The organism is Candidatus Cytomitobacter primus, assembly GCF_008189405.1.
GTDB classification, from domain to species: Bacteria; Pseudomonadota; Alphaproteobacteria; order CAJXXZ01; family 1604HC; genus Cytomitobacter; species Cytomitobacter primus.
The window spans coordinates 342,602-355,449 of record NZ_CP043316.1 but is presented as its reverse complement, the minus strand read 5'-3'; the positions used below and the strand labels follow the sequence as shown (position 1 = coordinate 355,449).

13 protein-coding genes are annotated in these 12,848 nt (G+C 29.4%); 10 read left to right on the top strand and 3 right to left on the bottom strand.

Annotated elements, in window-relative coordinates; translation table 11 throughout:
- Window positions 1-4 precede the first annotated feature (4 nt).
- A complete protein-coding gene (locus FZC34_RS01575) occupies window positions 5-1,315 on the bottom strand; it encodes a UDP-N-acetylglucosamine 1-carboxyvinyltransferase (RefSeq protein ID WP_187440003.1) in 1,311 nt (436 codons plus the stop codon).
- Between the two features lie 46 nt (window positions 1,316-1,361).
- Here FZC34_RS01575 and FZC34_RS01570 point away from each other — a divergent pair, with 46 nt between their 5' ends.
- The 5 genes from FZC34_RS01570 to FZC34_RS01550 all read left to right on the top strand — a co-directional run bounded on the left by FZC34_RS01570 (window position 1,362) and on the right by FZC34_RS01550 (window position 5,242).
- Window positions 1,362-1,895 (top strand): hypothetical protein, encoded by a 534-nt coding sequence (locus tag FZC34_RS01570; RefSeq protein ID WP_148971716.1) that lies wholly within the window; start codon window positions 1,362-1,364, stop codon window positions 1,893-1,895.
- An 83-nt stretch (window positions 1,896-1,978) separates the two neighbouring features.
- The gene (locus FZC34_RS01565) at window positions 1,979-2,653 is read left to right on the top strand and encodes a pseudouridine synthase (RefSeq protein WP_148971715.1); all 675 of its coding nucleotides are present in this window, start codon (window positions 1,979-1,981) and stop codon (window positions 2,651-2,653) included.
- 151 nt (window positions 2,654-2,804) lie between these two features.
- Window positions 2,805-3,578 carry a hypothetical protein gene (locus FZC34_RS01560; RefSeq protein WP_148971714.1) on the top strand — a complete coding sequence of 258 codons (774 nt, stop codon included), beginning with the start codon at window positions 2,805-2,807 and terminating at the stop codon, window positions 3,576-3,578.
- 265 nt (window positions 3,579-3,843) lie between these two features.
- Entirely contained in the window at window positions 3,844-4,404 is a 561-nt protein-coding gene (locus FZC34_RS01555; RefSeq protein ID WP_148971713.1) for a hypothetical protein, read from the top strand.
- A gap of 265 nt (window positions 4,405-4,669) precedes the next feature.
- Entirely contained in the window at window positions 4,670-5,242 is a 573-nt protein-coding gene (locus FZC34_RS01550; RefSeq protein WP_148971712.1) for a hypothetical protein, read from the top strand.
- Window positions 5,243-5,338: 96 nt separating this feature from the next.
- Here the strand turns inward: FZC34_RS01550 and FZC34_RS01545 are convergent, their stop codons facing one another.
- Both FZC34_RS01545 and FZC34_RS01540 read right to left on the bottom strand, forming a co-directional pair.
- Window positions 5,339-6,406: an FtsW/RodA/SpoVE family cell cycle protein gene (locus tag FZC34_RS01545; protein ID WP_148971711.1), complete on the bottom strand. Its 1,068-nt coding sequence runs from the start codon at window positions 6,404-6,406 to the stop codon at window positions 5,339-5,341.
- A gap of 99 nt (window positions 6,407-6,505) precedes the next feature.
- Complete coding sequence (locus FZC34_RS01540; RefSeq protein ID WP_148971710.1) at window positions 6,506-6,844, bottom strand: hypothetical protein; 339 nt, start codon at window positions 6,842-6,844, stop codon at window positions 6,506-6,508.
- A 112-nt stretch (window positions 6,845-6,956) separates the two neighbouring features.
- Here FZC34_RS01540 and FZC34_RS01535 point away from each other — a divergent pair, with 112 nt between their 5' ends.
- From FZC34_RS01535 to gyrA, 5 genes are all read left to right on the top strand, one after another.
- The gene (locus FZC34_RS01535; RefSeq protein WP_148971709.1) at window positions 6,957-8,207 is read left to right on the top strand and encodes a terminase large subunit domain-containing protein; all 1,251 of its coding nucleotides are present in this window, start codon (window positions 6,957-6,959) and stop codon (window positions 8,205-8,207) included.
- A 267-nt stretch (window positions 8,208-8,474) separates the two neighbouring features.
- Complete coding sequence (locus FZC34_RS01530) at window positions 8,475-8,948, top strand: single-stranded DNA-binding protein (protein WP_148971708.1); 474 nt, start codon at window positions 8,475-8,477, stop codon at window positions 8,946-8,948.
- Between the two features lie 157 nt (window positions 8,949-9,105).
- Window positions 9,106-9,717 (top strand): hypothetical protein, encoded by a 612-nt coding sequence (locus FZC34_RS01525; RefSeq protein ID WP_148971707.1) that lies wholly within the window; start codon window positions 9,106-9,108, stop codon window positions 9,715-9,717.
- Complete coding sequence (locus tag FZC34_RS01520) at window positions 9,689-9,886, top strand: hypothetical protein (protein WP_148971706.1); 198 nt, start codon at window positions 9,689-9,691, stop codon at window positions 9,884-9,886. The genes FZC34_RS01525 and FZC34_RS01520 overlap by 29 nt, the downstream gene beginning before the upstream one ends.
- Before the next feature lie 215 nt (window positions 9,887-10,101).
- Entirely contained in the window at window positions 10,102-12,642 is a 2,541-nt protein-coding gene (gyrA, locus tag FZC34_RS01515) for a DNA gyrase subunit A (protein WP_187440002.1), read from the top strand.
- Window positions 12,643-12,848 lie beyond the last annotated feature (206 nt).

Sequence of the window (12,848 nt, the reverse complement as noted above, 5' to 3'; positions counted from 1 at the left end):
CTCTCTATTTTATAAGATTTATATCAACATTTAATAACTTGAATTTTTCAAGAATATTTTCATATCCCCTAGTTATTAAATTCGTATTTCCTATTTTAGATATTCCTTTTGATATGCACCCTGCGATTAAATATGTAATTCCAGATCTTAAGTTCTCAGATTTAATGATTTGATTAGGAGATTCCAATTTAGTATTGCCGCATATAAAAGCGCTGTGATAATAGTTTTGATTAGAAAATTGACATGAAGACCCAATGCATTTTGTAATGATTTCACTTTTTACACCAAACTTTTTCAAATTTTGTAAGTGTGATAATCGATCTTCGAATAGAGTTTCATGAATTGAACTTATTCCATTCGCTTGAGACATCATTAATGTGATCATTGGTTGATAATCTGTTGAAAATGCTGGATAAGGTCCAGTTTCAATTGAAATGCTCTTTAATTCCCCTTTTTTAAAAAATCTTATTCCATTATCTATTCTTTTGAATCCACCGCCCATTCTTTGGAAAACTCCTAAAAATGTTGAAAGCCATTCAATGTGATCAACTGTTTCTATATCAATCACACCATCACTACATGCTGCTAGTACAGCCCAAGAAGCCATTTCGATCCTGTCATTAATAATTCTGTAGTTTACTCCATGTAATTTTTTCACACCTTCAACTACAATCTTATTATGACTGATCCAATGTATTTTAGCCCCCATCTGCTGTAACATAGCAATTAAACACATAATTTCAGGTTCTGCAGCAATGTTTTCAAGTACAGATATTCCTTCTGCTAAAACAGAAATAAACAAAGCAAATTCAGTAGCACCAACAGAAGGAAATGGTAATGAAATGTTTTGACCTGTGATTTTTTTTGTTTTTTTTGCTATGTAATTATCTTCATTTTCTTGAATACTTATTCCGAATTTGCGCAATATGTCAAAATGAAAATCAGTTGATCTTGGTCCAAACTTACATCCATCTAATTTAGGAACTGAAACACTATCGTTTTTATGTATTAATACAGCAAGAAGCAATATAGGAAGCCTTCCATATAAAATATTGTGTTCAGGTTTAATTGTAAAATTGTTAATTTGATTTGGGCTGATTGTCATCTTTCCATTTTCAAATTCAAAATAAACACCTATTTTTTTAAGAAGAACTTTAGTTACTTCAACATCTCCAATATTAGGAATATTATCTAAAATAGAAATTTCATCAGAAAGCAAGGTTGCGATTATAGCTTTAGTAGACAAATTTTTAGCACCACCACATTTTATTTGTCCAGAAAAATTATATCCGCCTCTTACTTGATAAAAATCCACACAAAATCCTACCATAATTTTAAGTTTTTTAGTATAAGATAATCGTATGTTTTGTAAAATTAAAAAAACCCGCAACTTAATTGCTGTATTTATTTTGTTATCAATTGGATTTTTATGCTTCCAAGTAAATAAAGAATATGTGCTGAAGAATGAGAGTGGCTCTTTATCTACTAAAATAACAAAGCCAATTATGATTATATTTTCTGAGATTAAAAAAAATAGCTTGCCATCAGAGCAAAATATAGTTGCTATGTATATGCTTTCACAGGCTCATGCATTATTTGGGAAAGATGTAAAAATTGCTATGGTTTTAAATGTTGATTCAGATTCAGACGAAAGTCAAATTTTATATTTGCTAAACTTAATGCAAAAAAGGTATAAATTTAATTTTGGATTTGAAGTTTATTTAGATAAAAATAATAAATTTGCTAAAAAGTTTAGAATACGTCAAAAACCTACAGTTGTGCTGATGAAAAACAATAAAGTTCAATATAAAACTCAAGATTTTAAGTTTCAATGGTTTGGTGTTGATGGAATAAAATTAATTAATGAATACCTTGGAATTGCAGTAGGACTGTAGAGGTTGCAGTAAGATTATAAGAATTGCAATAAGCTAAGTAGTTGAATAGAATAAAGTAATTGAAACATTATGAAAGGCTATAATTGAAAAAGATTGCACATGTTATTTCATCATCAGGGTTTTGTAGTAGAAGAAAAGCAGAACAGTTAATTTTAGATGGTCGCGTTTACATTGATGGGGAAAAAGTTGAAACATGTGCTATAAGGGTGGATGATAATGCTGATATCTATATAGATAATAAAAAACTTATAAAATCAGATATGAGATTATTTCTATTTCATAAACCCGTTATGTATCTTGCTAGCCACAAATCCCAAAATGGATATAATAGTATTTTCGATTTGATAAATATAGAAGAGTATTTAACGTTTATTGGGCGGTTAGACTATATGTCAGAAGGGTTAATGGTTTTGACTAATGTTCCATCATTAGTTTCAAAATTTTCATCTAGTAAATATAACAGGATTTATGAAGTTTTGGTTGATAGGGTTATGGAGTCTTTTATAAGAGAGTTAGAAAATCCTGAATTAGATGGTTATAAATTATTGCCTATTCGTCTTTTAGGTGTAGAAGTATTGGATCGATGTTATAAGATTGTATTAGAATTGCATGAGGGAAAAAATAGAGAAATAAGGCGAATTTGTGATAAGCATGAAATGACAGTTTTAAGATTAAAGAAAATCCAACATGGACCATTTCAGTTAGAAAATTTAAAATTAGGAGAGTTACAAGAAGTTAATTTACAAGATTATATTTAGATAAAATGACATTTAAAGTATGTGTTATATAGTAGTGTTGAAGTATAATAGCATGATAGTTCTTTATATATAGCAAGATTCATTTGTTTATAATTTAAAATTTACTTAAACTTAATTTAATACAAGTACAGTTTGAGTACAGGAGAAGTAAATGAACAAAAATTATTTTGCAATATTATGTGTGTTAGCATCATGTACAAAGATAGAGTGTGGTCTATTTTCTAAAGTAAAAAAGACTGCATCAAGTGCTGTTAATAAAGGAATTAACTTAGGTAAAAAAGGTATTGAAGTTGGACAAAGAGGTTTTAATTACATAAAAGACCCATCAAACGTAGCAAATATCAAAAATGCAGGAAATCAAATTAAAAGTGGATATCACTATGTAAAAGATAATAAAGATGCTGCAATTAATGAATACCATAAAGCAAAAAGCGAAGGTATGAACTATTTTAACGCAGAAAATATGAATAGATTATCAAATGCTGGTAAACAAGCACAAGAAGAGTTCAATAGAACTAAGCATGCTGGACAAACATTGTACAATGCTGGTAACACAGTTTATGGTTCCAACGGTTCTTCATCTCAAGGTAGATTAAGTCAATTTGCTGGAAAAGTAAGTGGTGTTGCTCATAAAGGGTATGATTTAGGTAGAAGGGGTGTTTCATACGTATCTAACCCAGATAACAGAAATAAAATTATTAATGCAGGTAAAACATTGCAAGATGGATACAACTATGCAAACACTCATAAGGGTGCCATTAAACAAGAGTTTAATACAATTAAAAACCAAGGAACAGGTTACTTGAATGCACAAAACTTCAATAGACTTCAAGAAGCTGGTCATAATGCACATAGTAAGTTAAATGATGCAAAAGCAGCTGGACAAACATTGTACAATGCTGGTCATGAAGCATACTCACGCTAATAGTGTTTTGAGTAAAATCAATTTAATAATGATCAATATATTTTTAACAACTGCATAATATAGTTTTTAATTTTATATATTCAATCAATTATCTTTAATAATTCGAAACAAGCAAACAAAATAATAGTAATAATTCAAATAAAGCATAATAAGAATATAGTATACTTTGCAATCATAATGCAATATATTTATGTATTGTCAATATAAAAATCCATGAAAAATTAATACGATTTAAGTATAATTTAAATATAGGGAGAAAAATCTAATGAAAAAGAATTATATCGCAGTATTGTGTATTTTAGGATCATGTGCAAATGTGAAATGTGTTAATCCATCTAGAGCGCAAGCATTATGGAATACTGCGCGTAAACAAGTATTTACTGCTAGAGGTAATGTAGGCCCACGTATAAATACTGCAATCAATAATACAGGTCCATTTGTGACTTCTTCTATGCATAATGCAAGTGTAAGGGCACAAGAAATTGCAGATAGTACTAAAAATACAATAAATGCTGGGCAAGAGGCATTACGCAAAGCAGGTGAACAAGCATATGTATCAGCTGCATCGCAAGTTGCAAAAGCACGTATATACTTGCATGATCGAAATGCAAAGGAAAGATTTGACAAAATGTTAAGAATAGCTGAAGAGATATGTAAGATAGTAGAATCTATTCGTCCTGGTACAAGTGCTGCTCGCGATATTTATGATAATGGGGTTAGTTTAGACAATGTTCAAAAAATTAAAGATTCATCTCAAAAAGTGCATGGTGCAGCTACTGAATTAATAACTATGTATAAAATGAATAATCATGCAACAAATGCATAATGAGCTATGATCATTTAAAAATAGTATGATTTTTATGATGTATCAAGAGATACTCTAGTTTATAAAATACATCAATATATAGTTCAATTTGCATAACTCAATAACAAATAAATATTCTGAAAAAACAATTAGAAGATAATAATATTAAGTGAAAAATCAAATAAAAAACAAGTACAATGATACATATCTACTATATGATTGATGTAAAAATCTATGAAAAATTAATATAGCTTAAGTATAATTTAAATATAGGGAGAAAAATCTAATGAAAAAGAATTATATTGCAATATTATGTATTTTAGGATCATGTGCAAGTGTAGAGTCTAATCCAGGTCCATCAAGAGCTCAGTTAGCAAAAGGACAGAATACTAACGCAAGAAAGCAGCAGAATGCAGATAGAACTGTTGTGGATAGATTAGCTGCAAGCGCAAGTAGTATGCTTCAAAGTGGTATAGAATCTACTCAGCATTTGGCGCAAGGAGCTTTGAATGCAGGGCGTAATTTGCCTTCTCAAGGATATAATGCAGCACATAGTGCAGCACAATATGGATATAGTACAGCACAACGTGGGTATAGTGCAGCAAAAGATTTGCCTGGTAAATATTTGCCTACTCCAGAAAATAGAAAAAAACTTATGGATATATATAATCTATTAAACTCACTATATACTGCTTTTAATGCTTTCTATAATAAGACACCTAACTCATTTAATGAAGTAAATTATGAGGTGAGTTTAGATAATTTAATTAAAATAAAAGGTTTGGCTTATAGTGTATATTCTGGAATAGACGCATTACAAAAAGCATATGCGTCTAGTCAATCTTTATATAATGGTTAGTAATAATATTTGATCAAATGGTAAATGATTTTATCATAACTTATAATAAAGTAATATATATATAACAATAAATCAAGTGATGTGCATATAAAAATATCAATAATATTTATGCAATAAAAATTCTCTAGAAAACTGTGCTTTTCTAGAAGAAATGAAAATTCCAGATAAAGTCCAAAATGATATTAATAAAGAAGTTCCTCCATGACTAATAAATGGTAAGGTTATTCCTTTTGTAGGTATGATCCATAATGCGGAAGCAATATTAATCCATGTTTGTATAATAAAAATGCTTGTACAGCTAATATTTAAATAGTATTCAGAGTATCCGTGGAGTTTTGCATTATTTTTGAATGATATGAAGCTTAATAGTAGAAAGATAAAGATTAAATATATACATCCTATAGTTCCTAATTCCTCACCAATCACAGCAAATATAAAATCTGAATATGCATCTGGTAAGTAACGTTTCATAATTCCTTTTCCAATTCCAAGCCCAAATAAACCACCAGATTTGATTGTTTGCACTGACATGAATCCTTGATATCCACCCTCTAATATAGATTTATTTCCATATATAAAGTTCAAAATTCTAGCTCTAACATGTGGTAAATATAATATTGCAAATATTGCAAATACTAGGGCAGTTATAAAGAAAATCAGAACAGTAGACATTTTTATATCGGATATGAATAGTTGTATCATCATTATTGATAGTAGCAGTAGTGCTGAACCGAAATCTGGCTGTTTAATTAAGAGTGCTATACTCAAGAAATATGTACTGAAAAATTTTAAATGCTTAGATTGGAAAATATACTTTGAAGTTAGTATGATGCATGAGCTTTTGAGTAATTCTGATGGTTGTAATGATAATCCAAAGATTGAAATCCATCGTTTTGACCCTTTAATTGCAGAGCTTTTGAAATATGTAAAGAGTATGAGAAATATTGAGATTATAAATAATATACGTGAAACTTTATATAATAAACCACTATCTTTAGAATGCATGTAAATTGTTATAGAAATGCCTATTCCCCATAAAAATATATGTCTGAATATTGATGCAGGTGCATATGCTGCCATGCAAAAAGAACTGATCATAAAGAAGCTTAACAAACAAAACATTATTTTTTTATCTAAATATCCAAAAGATCGAGTAATGTACATACATATATTCTATAATTTTAATAAATACAAATCTATGAGCATTAGAAAATGATGCTTGACTATAAGGTTTGAAGTATTTCTTTCTTTATTCTTATTTTTTTATTTTTCTGGTGAAGGAGGAGATCTAGATTGAGTTGCAATTTCAAATTTTTCAGCTAATTCTAATGGATTTTTAATGCACATATTTATAGTATTACTTGTAAGATTTATATCAAAAATCATACTGTTCTTGATATCAAAACTATATTGCATCATAAAATATGGGTAGAAAATAAGTAATTCTAAATATTCATTATATTCTGGATTTTCAGTGATTTTAAAAGAATTGAAAATTTCTATAGCATTTGTTGTCTTGTTAGGCTCATCAATAACTATTGATTGCATTGGTCTAGCAAACACACTCTTTATACAAAGCATTAATAAAACCATCTTATTCATAACTATATATTAACATGAGTTTAAGCAAATATAAGTATTGTGTGTTTTAGGATTGTTTCAATTTTTTATAAAAGGTTTGAATTATGGTAAGCATATTTTCTACAATAGAGTTATGCATGCGAATATAAAATTATTAGAAGAGATATACAGTTTAGGGATAAAGTTAATTAACCAAGAAGAAAGAAAGTATGATTGGAGAATGCAAGCACGTGATAATCAGAAAATTCCACAATGGGACTGGAGAATTTGGTTACTATTAGCTGGAAGAGGTTTTGGTAAAACACGTACAGGATCAGAATCAATCAAACAATTTGTTCAGATGGGATATAAAAACATTTGTTTATTAGGAAAAACCAAAGAAGAAGTGAGAAAAATCATGGTTGATGGTCAAAGCGGAATATTAAGTGTGTATTCGAATAAAGAAAAGCCAAAATTCTTTGCCTCACAAAATATATTAAAGTGGAAAAATGGTGCTATTGCCCAAATACATAGTGCTGATTCTTATGAAAGCTTGAGGGGGCCACAATTTGATCTAGCTTGGGTAGATGAATTGGCAAAATTTAATAATTTAGATGAAGCATGGGATCAATTAATGATGACAATGCGATTAGGGATTCCAAAGATTATTGTCACTACTACACCTAAGCCAATACCTTTATTACATAAAATCATTAAAAGGAGTGATGTGCATTATACTAGTGGTAATACAATGGAAAACAAGCTAAATTTATCTAAAGAATATCTTAGTTATATTAAAAATGAATATGAGGGAACAAATTTTGGTAAGCAAGAAATTAGTGGTGAATTATTAGATAAAATCACAATGTGGTCAGATAATAATATTCTAAGGAAAGAAATGTCCACATCAGATATATCTCAATTATCCAATATTATAATTTCCATAGATCCTGCTGTTACAAATAATGAAAATAGTGATGAAACTGGCATTATTGTGGTAGGTAAGAAAAACGATGAGTTTTATGTACTAGAAGATAAAAGTGGGAAATGGTCTATGTCAGAGTGGCCGAAAGTTTGTGCAGAATTATGCCAAAAATATAAAACCAATAATGTGATTGCAGAGATTAATCAGGGTGGAGACATGATAGAACAGCTGATTAAAATGCAGAATAGAATGGTGAGATTTCAAGGCATTAGATCTGTACATAACAAGATTATGCGAGCACAACCGATAGCATGCCTATATGATCATAGAAGAGTTTTTCATATTGGTACTTTTACAGAGCTAGAAAAACAAATGAAATCCTTTCCCGGTTTTAGTAAATCCCCTGATCGTGTAGATGCGCTTGTGATTGGAATTAATCATATTAATAAAACTAATAGAATCTTTTCTTCAATTATATGAATAGTATATTCTTCCCCCCCCTTAATCATGTGGTTCATTATTGATTTATTATATAGATTATATAAATTTACATACTATAATTTAATTTATGATAGTTTGATTTATAGTTTTTGAAGTGATATTTGCATCATAAGATATTTAATCTATTAATTTATAAAGATTTAAATTTTCTATAGTTTTTACACGTGATTTCTGTACTAATAATAAATATTAAATGAAATTATATTATTAATTGTATTGTATTTTTTCATGTGTTAGAATCCGGGCATGGTAAAGTCTGTAAATATGGTTATGATCATTGGAAACTTAGGAAATGATCCTGAAATCAAAGAAGGTAAGAGTAGCAAGATAGCAAAATTTTCTGTTGCAACATCTGAAGAGTGGATGAACAAGGAATCAGGAAAGAAATTTTCTAGAACTGATTGGCATAGAATTGCGGTTTTTAACCCACAATTAGTTGATATTGCATCTAAATATCTTAAAAAAGGTAGTCTTGTATATATTAGAGGGCGACTAAGACCAACATCTTGGGTTGACGATATGGGACAAAAAAGAACTACAGTTGAAGTAGAAATGGTAGATTTGAAAATGTTTGGATCAAGAAATGATAGTTCTGAGCAATATGATGACGGTAATTCTGAATATGGTTCTTCATTTAATGCTCAATCTTCAGAGCCTTCTGAATCAAACAATAATATGCCATTTGATAAACAAGAATCTGATATTGATATTCCATTTTAATTAATATCATATTGTAAATATTGTTTATAATATTCTAAACAGTTATATTTTTCAAATTTTACATGCTATAGATGTTATAAACTATTGATATTTTGTGTATAAATAATACATGAGAAGATTTATATTATGCGCTTTAATAGTTTCCAAAGTGCATTCAATGTTCATATATAATACAGATGTACACGCTTTTACTTTTAATGTGAAAATTGCAGAAAAGCTAGTTGACCAAGGTAAATATGAAAAAATATTTCAAGAAGAAGATGGAAAAATTATTTATTTAGGTTTAGCTATAAATTGTAATTCAATATTAGATGGTAAAAATTTAACAAATTTTATTGAGCCGAAAAATGTTAGAAAAAGAGATTTTCTACCAAGGGGTGAGTTTAATGAATCTAATACAACCTTAATTACTTATGATCAAGCAAAAAATCTACATAAAGATGCAGAAAATGCAATTATATTAATGCGTAGTGAGTATATGCTGCTAAATAATCGCCATAGGCCATGGGCTTTTCATAATGATATATTTTGGTTATTTAGAGAAGGCAATGTTTGCTTGATTGAAGGTTGTGAACTTCAATTTAATGGAGGATATTTTGATTATACAATTCATGCATCACATTTATTATCAGAGGAAATATTAGGTTATAAATTTATAATGCAAGATAATGTATTGTTGCATAATATACCATATAGCAATAACCAAAGAAAATTATCACAAAAAATACGTAGCAAAATGCGTGAATTTACATCTAATCTGCAGCAATAATAGCAATGTAGTAGAATTTTTAGCAGAAAGTAAAAAAAGAAAAGAAGCAAACATGAAAGAAATGCATCAAATGATGGAAAATATGAATGCAATTTTATATCCTAAGACAAGTCATAGAAATCAAGAATCATCTTGCTCATTATGTGCTCAGATTTGTATTATAGCTTGATGACAAATTGTTGATTAATTTATATGCATAATAAATTATATGTATAATAAAATCAGAATTTTACTATTAGCTCAACAACAAACCATATTGAGTTTGTATGCATAATAGAATAAGAATTTATTTTATAACTAATATAAATTAATAGAGTTTTTGGTTGAATTAATCATACTTAAGACATAGACACCACTTAATAATGCGCATATAATTCTATGTATATGAACGTTGATAATATAGACAAACCCACACAAAAAGTTTTTGAAGATGAATTACAATCTTCTTATTTAGATTATGCTATGAGTGTGATTGCTAGTAGGGCAGTTCCAGATGCGTATGATGGATTAAAGCCAGTTCAAAGGCGAATCTTATATTCAATGATTGAAACAAATTGTGTGCCAGAAAATCCCCATAGAAAATCTGCTCGTATCGTTGGTGATGTTCTTGGTAAATATCACCCTCATGGTGAAGCTGCAATTTATGATGCAATGACTAGAATGGCTCAAGATTTTTCTATTTATTCACCATTAATTGATGGGCAAGGTAACTTTGGTTCTATTGATGGAGATAAGCCTGCTTCTATGCGTTATACTGAGGCCCGTTTATCAAAAATAGCAAAATATCTTTTGGAAGATTATGATAAAAACACAGTTGATATGCATCCTAACTATGATAATACATTAGAAATTCCTGAAGTATTGCCTGCACGATTCCCAAATTTACTTGTAAATGGTGCTAGTGGAATTGCTGTTGGTATGGCTACATTTATCCCAACACATAATTTGTCTGAAGTGATTAATGCTACATGTGCATTGATTGATGATAGAACGTTAAACTCAATAGATTTAATGCAATACTTGCCAGCTCCAGACTTTCCATTAGGTGGAATAATTTTCAAAAATAGTGGTTTGATTGATGTTTATACAAAAGGCAGAGGAAGCTTTACTGTAAGAGGTAAAATGCATCATGAGCAAGTAAACAATAGAAATGCATTGGTTATTACTTCAATTCCATACCAGGTAAATAAAGAGAATTTGATGGATAAGATTGCAGATTTAATGCAAACAGAGATTCTTGGACCTATTCACACATTTCGTGATGAATCTAATAAAGATGGTATGCGTGTTGTTTTGGAATTAAAAAAAGATGCAGAACCAGAATTAATTATGAATAGGGTATATAAATTTACTCAAATGCAAATTGCAATGCATGTAAACATGCTTGCTTTGCATAATCATAAGCCAAAGCAAATAAGCTTGAAGAGCTCTCTTAACATTTTTCTTGATTATAGAGAGCAGGTCTTAATTAGAAAAACAAAATTCTTTTTAAATCAAGATAGAGTTAAAGCACATGTAATATGGGGATTATCTTTAGCTGTGAAGAAGTTGGATGAAGTTGTTTATTGTATAAAAACATCTCAAGATTCTCAAGAAGCACAGTTGCGTTTACAAAAAATGGAATGGTCTTGGGATGATATTAAGGGTTATTTAAATTGTATTAGTGAGAATTGTGAACCTGTAGATAAATATTTCTTTTCAGAAGAGCAAGCCAAAGCAATATTGAATTTAAGATTAAGCAGATTGACAGGATTAGAAAGAGATAAACTGTGGAATCAATTGCAACTGCTTGGTGAAAATATTACAAAATATTTGCATATACTAAATAATGAGAGTGAAAGATTTAAAATTATCAAAGAGGATTTAGAAGAAATAAATAGATTGTTTGGTACTCCAAGAAGAACTGAATTAGAAATTAATTTGGAAGAAACAACTGATGAATCTTATATTAAATCTGAAGAAATGGTTATTACATTGAGTACTAAAGGGTATGTAAAAAGCATGCCATTATCATCATATAAGCTGCAAAAACGTGGAGGAAAAGGAAAAGTTGGTATGGATTCTGATGATCCTGTAGAACATATGTTTGTAGCAAACACTCATCAAGAAGTTATTTTCTTTAGTAGTTTTGGATATTCATATTCAATGAAAGTTTATAAACTACCTGTAGTAAATGCTGGTCAGAGTAAAGGAAGGGCGCTTGTGAACCTATTTCCTATTGATACTAATGAGCGTATTATGAGCTCACTTGCATTGCCGTTACAAATTGATGATAAACAAACAATTATTTTTATTACTTCTAAAGGATATGTACGAAGAAACACAATTAAAGATTTCCAAGGCATTAGGTCAAATGGAAAAATTGCCATGAAGTTGGAAAGTGATGAAAAATTGATTTCTGCTATGATTTGTAGTGAAGAAGATGATATTCTATTAACTTCATCACAAGGTAAAGTTGTAAGGTTTTCTATTAAAGATGTAAGAGTATTTAATAGTAGATCTTCACATGGTGTGATTGGTATGAATTTAAGTGGTATAGAAGATAATACAATTGTATCAGCAACACTTATTAATGAAAAAGACAATTCTATGATTTTGACAATTAGTGAAAATGGATATGGTAAACGTAGCACTGAAAGTAACTATAGAAGATCCAAACGTGGAGCAAAAGGTGTTTCTGCATTAGATGTCACTAAAAAAACAGGAAAAGTGATGGGTGCATATAGAATTGATAATGATAGTGAAATTTTAATGATGACTGAAAATGGCCAGATCATTAGATGTAATTCTGATGATATACGTGTAGCTGGTAGAAAAACACAAGGGGTACGCTTAGCTAGATTAGATGATGATAAGTTATTTAAAGCTGTAGCTATGAATGAAGTGGATACTGAAGAGGAGGAGGATGTTTCTCAAGAAACTTAATAGAATATAGATAAAAGCTTCTGGCATATTTTATATAATAAAATGTGTTTAAAGCTGTAGCTATGAATGAAGTGGATACTGAAGAGGAGGAGGATGTTTCCCAAAAAACTGAATAGAATATAGATAAAAGCTTCTGGCATATTTTATATAATAAAATGTGTTTAAAGCTGTAGCTATGAATGAAGTGGATACTGAAGAGGAGGAGG

Bases quoted from the DNA above. Each gene is read 5' to 3' on its own strand.
- FZC34_RS01570 (WP_148971716.1), top strand. From the start codon at position 1,362: ATGTTTTGTAAAATTAAAAAAACCCGCAACTTAATTGCTGTATTTATT.
- FZC34_RS01560 (WP_148971714.1), top strand. From the start codon at position 2,805: ATGAACAAAAATTATTTTGCAATATTATGTGTGTTAGCATCATGTACA.
- FZC34_RS01555 (WP_148971713.1), top strand. From the start codon at position 3,844: ATGAAAAAGAATTATATCGCAGTATTGTGTATTTTAGGATCATGTGCA.
- FZC34_RS01550 (WP_148971712.1), top strand. From the start codon at position 4,670: ATGAAAAAGAATTATATTGCAATATTATGTATTTTAGGATCATGTGCA.
- FZC34_RS01545 (WP_148971711.1), bottom strand. From the start codon at position 6,406: ATGTACATTACTCGATCTTTTGGATATTTAGATAAAAAAATAATGTTT.
- FZC34_RS01540 (WP_148971710.1), bottom strand. From the start codon at position 6,844: ATGAATAAGATGGTTTTATTAATGCTTTGTATAAAGAGTGTGTTTGCT.
- FZC34_RS01535 (WP_148971709.1), top strand. From the start codon at position 6,957: ATGCATGCGAATATAAAATTATTAGAAGAGATATACAGTTTAGGGATA.
- FZC34_RS01530 (WP_148971708.1), top strand. From the start codon at position 8,475: ATGGTAAAGTCTGTAAATATGGTTATGATCATTGGAAACTTAGGAAAT.
- FZC34_RS01525 (WP_148971707.1), top strand. From the start codon at position 9,106: ATGTTCATATATAATACAGATGTACACGCTTTTACTTTTAATGTGAAA.
- gyrA (WP_187440002.1), top strand. From the start codon at position 10,102: ATGAACGTTGATAATATAGACAAACCCACACAAAAAGTTTTTGAAGAT.